General features: G+C 73.9%; 11 protein-coding genes. 3 read left to right on the top strand and 8 right to left on the bottom strand.

What is annotated here, in order from left to right; translation table 11 throughout:
* Positions 1-255: 255 nt before the first annotated feature.
* The 3 genes from ACQPXS_RS09295 to ACQPXS_RS09285 all read right to left on the bottom strand — a co-directional run bounded on the left by ACQPXS_RS09295 (position 256) and on the right by ACQPXS_RS09285 (position 6,685).
* Positions 256-5,262: a hypothetical protein gene (locus tag ACQPXS_RS09295; RefSeq protein WP_433448720.1), complete on the bottom strand. Its 5,007-nt coding sequence runs from the start codon at positions 5,260-5,262 to the stop codon at positions 256-258.
* A complete protein-coding gene (locus tag ACQPXS_RS09290; protein ID WP_433448718.1) occupies positions 5,259-6,113 on the bottom strand; it encodes a DUF4132 domain-containing protein in 855 nt (284 codons plus the stop codon). Before ACQPXS_RS09290 ends, ACQPXS_RS09295 begins: the two co-directional genes overlap by 4 nt.
* Before the next feature lie 173 nt (positions 6,114-6,286).
* Positions 6,287-6,685, bottom strand: a complete 399-nt coding sequence (locus ACQPXS_RS09285; protein WP_433448716.1) for a DUF5997 family protein — start codon at positions 6,683-6,685, stop codon at positions 6,287-6,289.
* 106 nt (positions 6,686-6,791) lie between these two features.
* On the opposite strand from ACQPXS_RS09285, the gene ACQPXS_RS09280 reads away from it, so the two are divergent.
* Positions 6,792-7,553 carry a LysR family substrate-binding domain-containing protein gene (locus ACQPXS_RS09280; RefSeq protein ID WP_433448714.1) on the top strand — a complete coding sequence of 254 codons (762 nt, stop codon included), beginning with the start codon at positions 6,792-6,794 and terminating at the stop codon, positions 7,551-7,553.
* 9 nt (positions 7,554-7,562) lie between these two features.
* Here the strand turns inward: ACQPXS_RS09280 and ACQPXS_RS09275 are convergent.
* From ACQPXS_RS09275 to ACQPXS_RS09260, 4 genes are all read right to left on the bottom strand, one after another.
* A protein-coding gene (locus ACQPXS_RS09275) for an IS5 family transposase (RefSeq protein WP_433455772.1) occupies positions 7,563-8,362 on the bottom strand; the annotation gives its coding sequence in 2 pieces (ribosomal slippage) (positions 7,563-8,024 and positions 8,027-8,362; 798 coding nt in all).
* A 293-nt stretch (positions 8,363-8,655) separates the two neighbouring features.
* A complete protein-coding gene (locus ACQPXS_RS09270; protein ID WP_433448712.1) occupies positions 8,656-10,119 on the bottom strand; it encodes an MFS transporter in 1,464 nt (487 codons plus the stop codon).
* A gap of 81 nt (positions 10,120-10,200) precedes the next feature.
* Positions 10,201-10,896 (bottom strand): HAD family hydrolase, encoded by a 696-nt coding sequence (locus ACQPXS_RS09265; protein WP_433448710.1) that lies wholly within the window; start codon positions 10,894-10,896, stop codon positions 10,201-10,203.
* Between the two features lie 20 nt (positions 10,897-10,916).
* Positions 10,917-11,393 (bottom strand): Lrp/AsnC family transcriptional regulator, encoded by a 477-nt coding sequence (locus ACQPXS_RS09260; RefSeq protein ID WP_351620170.1) that lies wholly within the window; start codon positions 11,391-11,393, stop codon positions 10,917-10,919.
* Between the two features lie 240 nt (positions 11,394-11,633).
* Between ACQPXS_RS09260 and ACQPXS_RS09255 the strand changes: the two genes are divergently transcribed.
* Complete coding sequence (locus ACQPXS_RS09255; RefSeq protein WP_433448708.1) at positions 11,634-13,124, top strand: FUSC family protein; 1,491 nt, start codon at positions 11,634-11,636, stop codon at positions 13,122-13,124.
* A 204-nt stretch (positions 13,125-13,328) separates the two neighbouring features.
* On the top strand, positions 13,329-14,366 hold the full coding sequence (locus tag ACQPXS_RS09250; protein WP_433448706.1) for a lactonase family protein: 1,038 nt from the start codon (positions 13,329-13,331) through the stop codon (positions 14,364-14,366).
* Between the two features lie 100 nt (positions 14,367-14,466).
* Here ACQPXS_RS09250 and ACQPXS_RS09245 read toward each other — a convergent pair whose 3' ends face one another.
* Positions 14,467-15,393: a sirohydrochlorin chelatase gene (locus tag ACQPXS_RS09245; RefSeq protein WP_433448704.1), complete on the bottom strand. Its 927-nt coding sequence runs from the start codon at positions 15,391-15,393 to the stop codon at positions 14,467-14,469.
* Between the last annotated feature and the right edge of the window lie 90 nt (positions 15,394-15,483).

Below are 15,483 nucleotides of genomic sequence, written 5' to 3'. Positions count from 1 at the left end.
TGCTGCGGGAGGAGGTGGGTGTGAGGACGCGGCCGGACGGCGCGGCGAGAACGCGGCACCCGGCGGCCGGAGCAAGCGGGCGGGTGGACGCCGGCGCGGCGGACCCCGATCCGGTGGGGACCGGCGCGGTCGAGCCGGGTGTGGTGTGGCCCAGCGGGGCCGAGCCCAACAAGCCCGAGCCCATCAAGCCCGAGCCCATCAAGGCGGAGCCCGACACGGCCGAGCCCGCCACGGCGGAGCCCATCGCGCTGGATGTCATCGCCGCCGCCCCCGTCCGTTCGCACGGGTGGTCAGCTGTTCGTACGCCGGGGCGTCGCCCGCGCGGACGCGGGTCCAGGCGCGTGTGAACAGCTCCGGCACCGGGACCAGCGGTATCGCGCGCTGGTGGCCCGGAATCGGGTAGAGCCCCTCCTTCCAGGTCTCCACCGGCAGCGCGGGCGACTTCAGATCGCGCCAGCCGCCCGGCAGGAACAGGGTCCGCCCGGCGCGCGGCCGCTTGGCCTCCACCACCAGGTCCGTCGCGGCCAGTTCGGCACGGGCCTTCTTCAGACGCGCGGGCTTCCAGCCGGTCCAGCGGGCGCAGTTGCGGTCCGTCGGATCGGGCAGGGCCAGCAACTGGAGGTAGAGAGCGGCCGCGTCCTCGCCCAGCCCGTGCGTGGCGGCCACCTCGGTGACGAGCGCGGGCACGCTGACCGTCGGGTCCTGGGCGTAACCCGTGGAGCCCTCGGTGCCCGCCGCGACGGCGCGACCCAGTTCCTCGCCGAGAAGCGTGCGGAGCGTGCGCAGGCCGTGGCCGCGCTGTGCACCCACCAGGCCTTCCAGCAGCCCGAACACCGCGTCGTCGGGTCCGGTCAGTCCGGCCGGGCGGATAAGGACGGTCTCGGTGTCGCGGTACGAGGGGCGCAGGGCGAGCGCCTCGCCGATCCGGGTGGTGCCGTGGGCGTCCGCCCCGCCGGTCGCGGGCAGTCCGTACACCTTGCGCAGCTCCACGGCGGTGGAGCCGCCCTTCTCCGTGAACTCCACGTCCAGGCCGAGCATCAGCTCCGGGTCGGACATCCGGCGCCGCACCGCGGCAAGGCCTTCCGGCAGGGCGGCACGCAACGGATGGCCGTACGGCAGGACGTACGCCAGCGCGGACAGCGCGCCGACGGCACCCGTCAGGGCGTAGGCGTTCGGCATCGCCTCTGGGTCCTCCGGGACGAGCGTGCCGTCCTTGTCGGGACGCAGGACCGTGCTGCGGCTCAGCCACGGTGTGAGGGACGGGTTGAGCACGTCCCCGGCGCCTCCGGCGCCCATGCCGGCCAGCTCGGCGCTGAGGTCCTCCGGCAACCGGACCAGCGAACCGAACCGGTCGGCCCACATCCCTCCCGCGGCCTGGGTGTCCGGGCCGGTCGTCCACAGGGCGGCGGGGTCGTCCGGCAGCAGCGCGCCCATCAGCGCCGAGCGCCGTTCCATGCCCAGCCCGTGCAGCAGCGCGGCGCCGAACTCCCGCTGCCGGGGCTTCAGCCCCATGGTGGCGAGGCCCTCGGCAGAGGGCTGCTGCGGCAGCCCGGCGAGCAGCACGCTGGACTGCAGCGGGCCCAGCGCGCCGCCGGTAGCCGCCTCCAGCGTCTCGGGCGCCGCGGGCTGCCAGGGCGCGGCGCCCTTGTCGCGGATCAGGCGGGTGACGGCGGTCAGGTCCTCCGCCGAGATCGTCGGCGCGTATCGCGTCTCCTGCTCCAGCGTGAAGTGCGCGACCGCGCCGAACGCCCCGGACGGATCGTGGTCCAGCGCCAGCCACTTGACCCGTTCCCGCTGCATGTCGACACCGTGGGAGCCGAGGATCACCACCGTGCGGCCGGCCCGGCGCAGCACCTGCCCGGAGCGCTGCTGCTGCTCCTCCTGCGGTTCGCTGAGCACGACCTCCCGCAGTGTGGCGCCCGCCTCGACGAGCGGACCCTCGGCCAGGGCCTCGGCCAGCAACAGCAGCGGTTCCCGCTGCGCGTCGGTCAGTACGGGCGAGGCGGCACGGTACAGCAGCGCCCGCAGGGCGCCCAGGACCGGCGGCCACACCATGCCGACCGCCGGGACGGTGTGCTCCTCGCTGGTCCAGCCGTCCGTGAGGGCGCCGATGCGGGCCAGGCCGGGCAGCGGCTTGCCGTCGGCGGGCCTGCCGGAGAGCACGTGGTTCACCGCGCGGATCTGGCGGAGGATGCTCCACCGCTCGCCGTACCATCCGCCGCGCAGCCCGACGACTCCGGACACGGCGGAGTACAAGGAGCGGTCATCACCGTGCACGGGGCTGTAGTCGGCGAACATGCCCTCGGTCCGGTTGCGCGCCTGCACCGGCCGTTCCTTCGGCGGAGTCGCGAAGGTGATGGCCGAGTCGGCGATGCGCAGCGCCGACCTGACGAGCGTGGCGACGCCGATGCGCAGCCGTTCGTCCGTCAGGGCCGGCAGGACGTGCTCGACGGCCTTCAGGGCCACGGCGTCCGCGGTCGGCACGGCGGCCTTGGCCGTCTCGTCCGAACCGGCCGCCTTCAGCGCCTCCTGGCGGAGCTTCAGCGCCTCTGCCGTGAGCCGCAGCAGCTCCGCGGCCTGCTCGTCGGACAGGGCGCGCAGCACCGCCGAGCCCTGTTCGTCGCGCGGACGCAGTGCGTGCCAGAAGGGCAGTGGGGGCACGAACCGGGTGCCGGCGGCGTACTCACCGCCGCGGTCGTTCGGCGTCAGCCGGCCCAGCAGACCGGTGTGCGCGGTGTCGTCGCCCGCATACAGCCCGATCATGCCGGTCAACTGGGCCCGGTAGCCGCCCAGTTGGGCGACGACCGGCTCGGCCCCCCCGGGCAGCCGCAGCGCACCGAGGGGAACACCCACCCGGCCCTCGTGGTCCACCGCGACCGACACGGTCCGCCCGTCCGGCGTCCCGGCCGTACGGCGCCCCTCGGCGCCCTCGCCCTCCTTGCGCACCCAGCGCCCCAGCACCATGCCGTCCGTACCGAACGGGCTGTGCTCCAGCCCTGGTTGCAGCGGAAGGACCTCGCACACGCCGGGCAGCAGTTCGGCGTCCTCGCGGACGGCCGAGCGCAGCAATGCGGGAAGTGACGCGCGGCCGTGTGTGCCGGTCACCGGGTCGTACTCCAGCCACACCGTCCGCCTGCCCTGCCGGCCCTGGCGCCACAGGGTGGTGCCGTCGCCGATGATCGCGCGGCACGGCGGCAGCTCCGTGTCCCCCGCGTGCAGGGTGCGGCCACCGGTGGCACGTCCGCCGCCGGCCAGCGGGACCGACGGCACGACGGCCTCCTGGCCGGACCACCAGGTGGGCAGCTGCTCGCCGCCGAGCTGGAACACGTCGGCGGGCCGGGCCGACCAGTAGCCGTACTGCCTGCCTCCGTGCCGCCACATCACGAGCAGCTCCCCGTCCACGTACCGGAAGCGGGGGCGCTGCCAGCGGTCCAGGTCATGGGGCAGCCGCAGGTCGTGGTCGAGCAGGATCCGCTCCGGGCCGACGACGACCGCCTTCCGACCGAGGCAGAGGATCAGCGCGGGCCAGGCCTCGTGCACGGTGAGCGAGTTGTCCTCGCCCTTCCTGCTCTCGCCGTCGAGCAGCGTCAGCGCCTCGTCGAGGGCGGGCCAGCCCAGCTCGTCGAGGATGCCCGCCCGCACGGTACGGCCGAGCAGCGGGGCCACCTCGCGGCCGGCCACCCGGGCCACCGCGTCCGGTGCGGCCTCGGAGGCGATCACCCGGAAGGGGCGCAGCCGGTCCAGCGCCGCACGGGCGCCCGGCAGGCCCGCCGCGCGCGTGAAGTCGCCGACGGCCTCCTCCAGCCACTCCCGCAGCACCTCGGACAGGACCGCATGGGCGGCGATCGTCTTCAGCATCCCCTCGCTGCGCTGATGGCCGCCGACCTTGTCCACGGCCTGGTGCAGCAGCCGCCGCAGCCGCGGGTCGGCCGCGACGGCGGCCAGGTCACGCCGGCCGGCGCGGGTGTCCAGCAGCCACTCGGGCAGCGGCAGATACACGGGGACGTCGGCGCCCGGCAGCGTCATCGGGACGCGTTCGGCCGCGCACAGGTCCAGCAGGTCGAGGTCGGCGCCCGCGTGCCAGCGTCCGGTGCACAGGTCCACCGGACGGCCGGCGGCCCGCAGCAGCGGAGCCATGCGCTCCACCAGCGCGAGCGTGGCCGGGCAGCGGCGGGAGTACGAGCCGCCGTGCTTACGGAAAGAGGCCCAGCGGGTCAGCCAGTCCGCCGGATCGGCGCCGTGCCCGGCCGCCGCCGACTCGTCCGTCAGCAGCCGGTCGGCCCCGGTCTCCGCGAGCAGGGTCAGCCAGAACTCCTCGTCCTCGGCGTCCCGGCCCAGACCTTCGGGCATGATCTCCAGCAACCGCAGCCGGATCTCCGGCCGTTCCTCCGCGAGGACCGGCAGCACGGCGCGGTAGGCGGTCCAGAAGGAGCGCGGCGCGCGGACCGCGGCGGGGGAGGCGATCAGGTCGGCGACCAGCGCGCACTCCTCGGTGACCCGGCTCAGGCCTGCCGCCTTGATCAGCCCCCGCGCGTCCTGCGGCAGCGAGGCGTACGGCGGCATCCCGGCCGCACAGCGCTCCACGATCAGCTGGCGGAACTGCGCCCAGGCCGCGGCCGGTTCGAGCCGCCCGGCGAGGTCCCGCACATGCTCCTTGAGGGCCTTCACGGTCAGCGCCCCGGCGAAGGCGAACTCCAGGAAGACCGCGCGCTGCCGCTCCTCGTCCACCGCGAGCGCGTGCACCCGCTCGGCCTCGCGGGCCTTGCCGAAGAACGCGGCGGCATACGTGGTGTTCTCATGCTCCAGGAAGACCCGCGCGGCCTGCTCGTAGAACGTCGGCAGGAAGTGCGGCACGGCCCGGCCCAGCCGCTCGCCGAGCGCCTCGAAACCCTCCTTGGCCGCGCCCGGGCGGGACTTGGCCTGCCTCGCCAGCCGCTCGACGTCCTTGACCAGTGCGAGCGCGTGGTGCCCGTTGGCCGGGTCGTTGACCAGTGCCCAGGCCGGGAAGCCCAGCGTCTCCCGGCGCACCTGCCCCACCTCGGGCGCCTCGGGCTCACGGGCGAGGCCCAGGAACTCCAGCGCCAGATCCTCCGCCTCGCCCAGCGTGCCCGGCACCAGCCGGACCACCTGCCGGCCGTCGAGGGCGGGGTGCGTGTAGGTGCGGACGGTGAGGCTGTCGGCGTCCTCGCGCACGGTGCTGCCCGGGGGCAGGACGGCGCCGGCGTCCAGCAGCGCGGCCACCGTGGTCTCGTCGTACGTCATGCCGCCCGCTCCTCGTCCTCGATGTCCCGCCCCGCATACAGCGCGGCCGCCATGCGCATGCCCTCCGACCAGGCGACCGGCCCCACCTGACCGAGCCTCAGCACCCGCCCGGCGGGGTCGGACCAGACCAGCGGGCCGGTCTCGGTCTCCAGGTAGCCGTCGTAGTCGCCGACCCACACCCGGGCCTCGACGGCCCGGCCGTCCTCCAGGACGGGACAGACTGCGTACCCGCCGCGCACCCGGTAGCCGAGCTGGGCGGCCCGGCCGTGCAGGAAGCGCAACTCCTTGAACGAGCCGCCGGCGTACTCCTCGACCTGGGTCCCCTCCGCGTCCAGCGCCGCCGGGCGGTGCCAGACCTCCCGGAAGAGCTGCTGCGCGCCCTGCTCGACACCCAGCTCGACGGCGAACTCCCGCAGCTCCTCCAGGTCTTCGAGGAGGACCGGGTGCGGGATGCGGACGAGGTCGGGCGCGATGCGGACGGTGTCGCCGTCGAGGTCGACCAGGCCGAGGCCGCGCTCGGGATCCGCGTCCCGCAGGAATCCGGCGACCTGTCCGTCGGCACCGGTGACCACGAGATCGCGCAGCGCCGCCCGCCACGCCGGGTCGGGCCACACACGCGAGACGACGGCGAGCGGCACCGGCAGCGAGCGGACCATCCACCGCTCGGCCGTGGCCAGGCACTGCCGTTCGTGCCGCTCCAGCCACTCGACGAGCTGCCTGAGGCCCACGACCGCGGGATCGTCGGCGATCTTCGGCGGCACCGACTTCAGCCGCCGCCCGGACGCGTTGCGGCACACCACCTTCCCGCCGTCGAGGGCGACTTCGTAGTCACCTGCCGACACCCACCCCATACGTGCCTCCCGCACCCGTGTTGATCAAGTGTCGGGAACTGTAGGGCAGGCCACTGACAACGCCCTCCGGGAGTCGGAGGGCGTTGTGGAGAAACGGTTCTGGAAGCACGGTGCCGTCAAACGGTGCCGTGAAAGCGACTCCGGAAAAGCCGCTCCGGAGAGGCGGAGAAGGCTCAGCGCCCGGCGCCGCGCTCCTGCTTCTCCTTCTTCAACTGCTTGATCCGCGCGGCCTCCTTGCGGACCTCGGCCTGGGTGGCGCGCTCCTTCTCCAGCCACTCGGGCCGCTCCTGCTTGAGCGCCTCGATCTGCTCGGTGGTCAGCGGCTCGGTGACGCCGCCGCGCGCGAGGCCGGCGATGGACACGCCGAGCTTCGCCGCGACCACCGGACGCGGGTGGGGACCGGTGCGCCGCAGTTCGCTCAGCCACTCCGGCGGGTTCGCCTGCAGCTCGTTCAGCTCGGCGCGCGTGACGACGCCCTCCTGGAACGAGGCGGGGGTGGCGGGGAGGTACACACCCAGCTTCTTCGCCGCGGTCGCGGGCTTCATCGTCTGGGTGCTCTGCTGCGAACTCATGAGGTCAAGGGTATCGGCCGCCTGCCGGGCCGCCGACCACGCCCGGTGACGGTGGGCCGACCACGGCCGGTGACGGAGCGCGGGCCAGGGCCGGTAGCCTGGCCTGGTGACAGGCTCGGAGGAATCACCGTCGTTCCGGCTCGCGTACGTACCCGGAGTGACGCCCGCCAAATGGGTGAGGATCTGGAACGAGCGCCTGCCGGACATCCCGCTCACCCTCGTCCAGGTCCCCGCCGCCGAGGCGCCCGAGGTGCTGCGCGCGGGCGAGGCCGACGCGGGCTTCGTACGGCTCCCCGTGGACCGTGCGTTCTTCAGCGCGATCCCCCTCTACACCGAGACCACCGTGGTCGTCGTCCCCAAGGACCACCTGATCACGGCCGCGGACGAGGTGACCCTGGCGGACCTCGCCGACGAGGTGCTCCTCCACCCCCTGGACGACGTCTTCGACTGGGACGCTCCGCCCGGCGAACCCGCCTTCGAGCGCCCCGCGACGACGGAGGACGCGATCGAGCTGGTGGCCGCGAACATCGGCCTTCTGATCGTCCCGCAGTCCCTGGCCCGCCTCCACCACCGCAAGGACCTCACCTACCGCCCGGTCACCGACGCCCCCCAGTCGAGCGTCGCCCTGTCCTGGCCGGAGGAGGCCACCACCGACCTGGTGGAGGACTTCATCGGCATCGTCCGCGGCCGTACCGTCAACAGCACCCGGGGCCGTACGAAGCCTCCGGCCGAGCAGCAACGCAAGCGCTCCGAGCCGGCCGGCACCCGACAGAAGCCCGCGCCGAAGCCGACGGGCCGCACCCCGCGCGCTCGCACGGCGGGGGGCAAGCCGGCCCCCAAGCGGGGCAAGCCACGCCGGAGGTCGTAAGACGTCATCTCATTTGGTCAGTCTGCGATAGCAGATGAGGGTGCAGGCGATGCTGGCGAAGGCCAGGAAGTGCTCGGCTTTGCGCTCGTAGCGGCGGTGTAGGCGGCGGGAGCCGGCGAGCCAGGACATGGTGCGTTCGATGGTCCACCGGTGGCGGCCCAGACGCTGCGAGGACTCGATCCCCTTACGGGCGATGCGGTGAGTGATCCCGCGCTGCCGTAACCATCGCCGCAGGTGGTCATAGTCGTATCCCTTGTCGGCGTGGAGCTTGCCCGGCTTGCGCCGTCGTCGGCCGCGGCGGGAGCGGATCGGCGGTATGCCTTTCACCAGAGGAATCAGGGCCTGGCTGTCGTGCAGGTTCGCTCCCGAGATCCCGACGGACAAGGGCAGACCGGTCCGCTCGGTGATCAAGTGGATCTTCGAGCCGTACTTGCCCCGGTCTACAGGATTCGGGCCTGTCAGGTCCCCCTTTTCAGGGCCCGCATGTTCACCGAGTCGATCGCACAGCGGGACCAGTCGAGCTCGCCGCGGGAGCCGAGTTCGTCCAGGACCAGGCGATGGAGCTTGGCCCACACCCTGGCCTTCGTCCACTCGGCGAAGCGTCGATGGGCTGTCGCGCCCGACGGCCCGAACGACGCCGACGGCAACTGCTGCCACGTGCAACCCGACGTGGCCACGAACACGATCGCGGCCAGCACCTCCCTGTCACCATGCCGACGCCGGCCACCACCCTGAGGCCGCACCGGCGCCTCCGGCACCACCCGCTGGAACAGCTCCCACAACTCGTCCGGCACCAGCCGCTCAACGATCCCCACCACGACCGACAGCCTACCCAGGCGGCCAAATGAGATGACGTCTAAGGGCCGGGTCCCGGGCGGCGGCCGCGAACGCGCCGGAGATCTGCCTCATGCCTCACGTCCGGCGCTGCGCTGCAACCTGGCCACACCGCCTGTGCCGTGCGGCCCGAGCCGGCCGGCACCCGACAGGAGCCCGCGCCGAAGCCGACGGGCCGCACCCCGCGCGCTCGCACGGCGGGGGGCAAGCCGGCCCCCAAGCGGGGCAAGCCACGCCGGAGGTCGTGAGGGCCGGGTCCCGGCCGCCGCTACGCCTCCTGCCGCGCCGCTTCCCTCCTCTGCTCCGGCTGGGCATGGACCCGGCGTTCCCGCAGGTCGGCGTAAGCGAGGCAGAGGGCCAGCAGGATGATGGCGACCGAGGTGAGCAGGCCGTACTGGAGCGCGGTGGCGGGGTTGGCGTGGTTGGCCAGGTGGGCGAAGTACACCGAGCCCACCACGGCCACACCGGCCGCCGCGCCGATGCGCTGCGCGGTCTGGAGTACGCCGCCCGCTGCCCCGCCCCGCCGGACGGGCACGAGGGACAGGGTGAGCGTGGTGTTGGGCGAGATGGTCAGGCCGGAGCCGAAGCCGGCGACGAGCAGCGGGAGCGCGGCGGCCCAGGCCACGCCCCGCCCCGGTACCCAGTGCACGGCCGCGACGACCCCGAGCATTCCCGCCGTCACCGTGCACAGCCCGGCGATGACCAGCTTGCGTCCGAAGCGCACCACCAGGCGGCCTCCCGCGGCGGCACCGGCCGCCGACCCCGCCGCGAACGGCATGGACGACAGGCCCGCCGCCAGCGCGCCGTAGCCCATGCCGTTCTGCAGGAACAGCGTGTAGACGAAGAACAACGTCGTGAAGCCGGCGAAGTACACCAGACTCAGCAGCGCGCCCAGCGTGAACGAGCGCAGCGAGAAGAGCCGCAGGTCGACCAGGGGTGCCCGGTCCCGCCGCGCCTGACGCCGCTCCCACGCCCAGAACGCGGCCAGCAGCCCGGCGCCCACCGGGAGCAGAGTCCACTTCAGCCGTCCCTGCCACTGCTGTTCCTGCACCAGGGGCAGCATCAGGGCGAGCACACCGGAGCCGAGGAGAAGGACGCCCGGCACGTCGAAGCACTCGCGCTTGCCCGGTGCGCCGGGGGAGTGGGGCAGCAGCCGCAGCGCAGCACAGAAGACGGCCACGCCGATGGGCAGGTTGACGTAGAACACCCAGCGCCAGCCGTCGGGTCCGCCGGCCGCCTGGATCAGCACGCCGCCCGCGAGCGGGCCGACCGCCGTGGAAATGCCGATGGTGCTGCCCATCATGCCGAACGCACGGGCCCGCTCCGCGCCCTGGAACATCTGCTGGATCAGCGCGGAGGTCTGCGGCGCGATCAGGCCCGCCGACGCACCCTGGACCAGCCGGAACAGCACCAGCCAGGCGGCACCGGTGGACAGCCCGCAGGCCGCCGAGGCGAGCGTGAACAGCGCGAGCCCGGTCAGGAAGGTCTGGCGTCGCCCGCGCATGTCACCGAGCCGCCCTGCCGGGACCAGGGCCAGACCGAGGGTGAGGGCGTAGCCGGACATCACCCACGACAGCTCGGCCGTGCTGGCGCCCAGTCCGCGTTCCACCGAGGGCAGTGCCACGTTCACGATCGAGGTGTCCAGCAAGGTCATGAAGGCGGCGGTCAGACAGACGGCGAGCGCCTTCCACCGTCGGTCGTGCGGGGCCGGTACGCCCCGGTCTGTGGTCATGGGATCACGCTAGGCAGCCACCGGCTCCCGCGCACGGCGGGAACGCTCAAAGAAGGACGGACCGACGGGTGCCGGTGCCGCTCAGTGGGACCGGGCCGTGGTCCGCAGCCATGCGTACGCCGACTGGGCCGTGAACTCCGTCTGCCCGCCGCGCAGCAGAAGGGCCGCCGTGGCGAATTCGGGCATGCCGGCCTGGGCGGCCACGTACGGGACGGCGATGCAGCGCATGCCGGCCGCGTGGGCGGCGGCCGCGCCCGGTGCCGCGTCCTCCAGGACCACGCAGTCACCGGGGTCCGCGCCGAGCCGCCGGGCCGCCTCCAGCAACACGTCGGGGGCGGGCTTGCCGCGCGGCACCTCCTCGGCGGACACCACCGTGCGCAGGTAGGCGCCCAGGCCCGTGCCCGTGAGGATCGCCTCGATCGCCTCCGGGGAGGACCCCGACGCGACGGCCATCGGTACGCCGTCGGCGGCCAGGAGCTCCACGAACTTGCGCATCTCCGGGTACACCGGCGTACGGGTACGGGCGATCTCCAGGTAGCGCCGGTTCAGCTCGGCGAGCAGGTCCTCGGCCGGCGCGCTGAGGCCGTAGCGCTCCTTCCAGAGCCGTGTCGCGTCGTGGTTGCCGATGCCGACGTAGGCCTCGTTGTCCGCCCAGGTGTAGTCCGGGACGCCGTGCCCGGCCAGGGTCTGCCGGCTCGCCTCGTAGTAGTTCGGCTCGCTGTCCACCAGCGTTCCGTCGAGATCGAAGATGACCGAGAGGGCGCCGAGATCGCTCATGCGCTCCAGCATGCCCGGCGTCAGGTGCGTGCCGCCCGCCCGATCGACTCCACCAGGGGCAGCAGCCGGTGCGGGACGCGCTCGCGCAGCGCCACCTCGGTCCGCGTGCGCACCACGCCCGGCAGGCTGATCAGCTTCTGGATGACGTCCTCCAGATGGGCGTTGTCCCGGCCCACCACCCGGGCGAGCAGATCGCCGCCGCCCGTGATCGAGAACGCCTCCACGATCTCCGGTACGGCGGCCAGCGCGTCCCCGACGTCGTCCAGGTGGCCCTGGGTGACCTCGATGTGCACGAACGCCAGCACCGGATGGCCCAGGGCGGCGGGGGACAGGGAGGGCCCGGTGCCGGTGATCACACCATCCCGCTCCAGTCGGTCCAGCCGGGCCTGGAGCGTGCCGCGGGCGACACCGAGGATACGGGCGTACTCGCGCACGCTGGTGCGCGGCTGTTCCAGGAGCAGTCGCAGGATGCGGGTGTCGAGTTCGTCCACGGCCATGATGGACGACTGTACCAATGGCTCAGCGGGCCGCCCTTCGCCCATGCCGTCCGACCTGGGCCGTTGGCACTCCGCCCGGCTGGACCAGCTGCGCCATGCTGGTCCAATGGCCCAGTGATTCGAGTCTCACTTGAGCCAGTGACCTCGGTGATGCTCTCATGGAGTCGTCGATGGCGCTGCGGACCCCCGCGGCGCCTTTTCTGTGCCGTGTTCCGTCCGGTTCCCCTGGGGAGGGCAGCAGTGCTGAAGAGGATGTTCGTGGCTCCGGACCCGGGGCGGGCGCGGTTGCGCTTCGCCGCGCGGGCCGTCCTCGGCATCGGCCTCGCGGTCGTCGTCTGCTTTCTCGCCGGGCACTCCCTGGTCGGCGCGGTCACCGGTGGCCTCGCCGCGCTGCTCGCCCTGTTCACCGTCGCCGACGCGACCGTGCGCGGGCAGGCCGTCACCACCGCGCTGCTGCCCGCCGTGGGCGTGCCGGTGCTCGCCGCCGCGGCCGAACTGCACGCCGTACCCGTCGCGCGCGACCTCGTCTTCCTGGCCGTCGTCGGCGCCGGCGTGTACGCGCGCCGCTGGGGGCCGCGCGGGCACAGCCTCGGTGTGTTCGCCTTCATGACCTTCTTCGTGGCCCAGTTCCTGCACGCCACCCCGGCCCAGCTGCCCGAGCTGTACGCCGCCGTCCTGCTGTCCGTGCTCAGCGCGGCCGCGGTGCGGTTCGGCGTGTGGTGCTACGAGCGCCGGCTGCCCCCGGCCGTCGTGCCCTCCCCGCCCGCCGGCCGCGGCCTCGCCCGGGTGACCACGCGGCAGGCCGTCCAGGCGACCGCAGGCGCGGGCTTCGCGCTCGTCGTCGGGCAACTGGTGTCCGGACAGCGCTGGTACTGGGCCGTCGGCGCCACCTGGTGGATCTTCGTCAACACCGCCTCGCGCGGCGAGACGCTGGTACGCGGCTTCCGCCGGGTCCTCGGCACCGTGATCGGCATCTGCCTGGGCTTCCTCGTCGCCGTCCCCGTGGGCGGCGCGCCGGTCCCGACGGCGGTCCTGGTCGCCGTCGCCGTCTTCGGCATCTTCTACACGGCCGCCGTCTCGTACACCTGGATGATGCTCTGGGTGACGCTGCTCGCCGAACTGCTCTACGGCCTCCTCGGCGTCCTGAACCCCGGCCTGCTCGCGCTGCGTCTCGCCGAGACCGGTGTGGGCGCGCTCGGCGCCGCGCTCGCCGTGCTGTTCGTCCTGCCGGTCACCACCCACGCCATCACGGACGCCTGGATCCAGCGTGCCCTGCGCTGCGTCCACGCCTGCACGGCGGAGGCGGCGGCCCGGCTCGCGGGCTCCGCCACGGCCGACCCGGCGCCCCGCGTCGCCGAACTGGAGCAGCTGCTCGGCCGGGTCCGGCTGGCCGTGGCCCCGCTGGTGCACCCGCTGAACCCGATGCCGGCCCGCAAACGGCGCGCCCGCCGGGTCGTCGCGCTCCTCGACGACTGCGCCCGCGAGGTCCGTGGCCTGGTGGCGGTCGCCGCCGACCCCGAGGCCTCGCACGACGCCCGTCTGGCCGCCGCCTGCTGGCGCGTCGAGGCGGCCGTCGAGGCGCTCACCGCGGGCCGGCTGGAGCACGTCCGCGGCCCCGCCGAGCCGCCCGCCGAGCCCGCCCTGGCCCACCTGCACGGCCTGGAACGCGCCCTCGCCGACCTCGCCGAGCCCCTGCGGGCTCCGACGGGATCGCGGTTGGTGGGGGCCTGAGTCGGTCACGGCCGGGGTGCGGCCGGCTATGCGGACTGAGCCCGGAGGGCTCTTCCCTGAGCCGGGCACCGCTGGGGTGCGCAACGGCAAGGACACGGCCCCGTGAGGAAAAGAACCGCCGACAACCCCCGCCTCTTGGTCTAGACCGCCCCTGATCGGCTGCTACCGTCGGGCCCGGACGGGGTCGACCGAGAGGGGACAGCGGTGGCACAGGACGGCAGGTCGGGCAGGCGCCGGGCCTTCATCGGCTCGTTCACGGCGGCGGGCGGCCCTGGTCTCGTCACCGCCGAGGTCGCGCCGGAGGGCGGCCGCCTCCTCCTCGGTACCGCGGTCAACGACTTACCCGACCCGTCCTACCTGCTCCTTTCGCCGGACGGAGCCATGCTGTACACCGTCAGCGAGACGGCCGAGGGCGCCGTCGCCGCCTACCGCGTGAACGGCGGCCGTCCGGAGCCCGCCGGGCCGCCCGTGCGGGTCGACGGCAGCGGACCGACCCACCTCGGCCTGTACTCCGGGCATGTACTGACCGCCAACTACGGCTGCGGCAGCGTCACCGCCGTACCGGTGCACCCGGACGGCTCTCTCGCCGCCAAGCCCTCCGGACGGCTCCAGCACACCGGCTCCGGCCCGCACGACCGGCGCCAGCGCGGTCCGCACGCCCACCAGGTGCAGCCCGACCCGAGCGGCCGGTGGGCGGTCAGCGTCGACCTCGGCACGGACTCGGTACGGATCTGCACCCTTGAGGACGGCGTGCCCGCCCTGCACGGCGAGTTCGCCCTGCGCCCGGGTTCCGGCCCCCGCCATCTGGCCTTCCACCCGGACGGCGCGCACGCCTACGTCGTCAACGAACTCACCCCCACCGTCACCGTGTGCCGCTGGGACGCCGCGGCGGGCTCGCTCAGGCCGCTGACCGAGGTCCCCGTGCTGACCGGCGTCCCGGCCGGCGACGCCTATCCGTCCGGGATCGTGGTCTCGCCCGACGGCCGTTTCGTGTGGACCGCGACCCGCGGCGAGGACGTGCTGTCGATCCTCGCCGTCGAAGGCGAGTCTCTCCGGCTGATCGGCACGGTGCCGTGCGGCGGGCACTGGCCGCGCGCCCTCGCCGAGCACGGCGGCTTCCTCTACGCGGCCAACGAGCGTTCCGGCGACGTGACGTGGTTCGCGGTGGACGAGGCGACGGGGCTGCTCCGCTACGAGGGCTCCGTGCCGGTCCCCGCGGCCTCCTGCGTCGTCTTCGGCTGAGCCCCGCGGGGGACGGGGCGTCCACGCAAGGGGAAGGGCCCGCTCCCGGGGTGGGGAGCGGGCCCTGTGTCGTACGGGTGCCCTGCGGCGCCGGCGTGGGTCAGCGGACCGGCATGCCCTGCGGCTGCTGCGGGGCGATGCCCAGCGCCGTCGTGTACTTGGCGAGGGCCAGCTTGCCGATCGCCGGGTACGCGCCGAGCGCCTCGGCCGTGGCGCAGCCCGCCTCCTCGGCGGCCGCCGCCAGCAGCGCGGGGTCGATCTCCGGGCCGATCAGGTACGGCGCCAGGGCCAGCTGCTGCGAGCCCGAGGACCGCAGCTGCTCGGCGACGGAGGAGATCGAGCCCTCCTGGTCCAGGGCCGCCGCCATCACCGGCACGGCGAGGCGCGCGGCGAGCAGCATGCCGGTGATCCCGGCCGCCTGTACGGCCTCCTCGCCGCCCACCGACGCCAGGATGATGCCGTCGGCGGCGGTGGCCACGGTGAACAGGCGCGCGCGGTCGGCACGGGCCAGCCCCGCCTCGGACAGCCGCACGTGCAGCGCCTCGGCGAGCAGCGGGTGCGGGCCGAGCACGTCGGTGAGCTCGGCGGCGACCCGGCTGTCCATCACGGACTGGCGGATCTGCCGCAGCAGGGAGCTGTCCGGACCGGCCAGCAGCGGGACGACGACGGCGACCGGGCCGTCGGGCTCCTTGACGCCCTCGACCCCGGCGGCGACGGCCTGCTCGTAACGGGCCGTGCGCTCCTCGGCCGCGCGCACGAGCACGGCGCGGAGCGTGGGGAACTCGTCGTCGTCCCCGTCCAGGTATCCGATCCGGGCGTCCAGGCCGGGCAGCTCGGAGCGGGCGATGCTCACGACCTCCTCGGCGAGGGCGCGCGTGGCGGCACTGGGCGCACCGGGCACCGCGAGGGCGAGCGCGGGCGCACCCTCGGGAGCCACCAGCGGTTCCGGTCGGCGGTGCCGTCCGGGCTGGCGGGGTCGCGGCATTCGTACTGGCAGGCCGGACTCGGGCCCAGTGGGGGTGCTCATGGCGCCGCATGTTACTGGCTTCCCGGGTTACTCCGTTCGGGGAGGGTGCAGGTGAGCGGTATCCGTCCGGTTTTGTCTGATGAGTTACGC

This window comes from Streptomyces sp. CA-142005 (genome assembly GCF_050942335.1).
Lineage (GTDB): Bacteria > Actinomycetota > Actinomycetes > Streptomycetales > Streptomycetaceae > Streptomyces.
The sequence above is the reverse complement of the archived record's forward strand: the minus strand, read 5'-3'. Positions and strand labels throughout refer to the sequence as shown.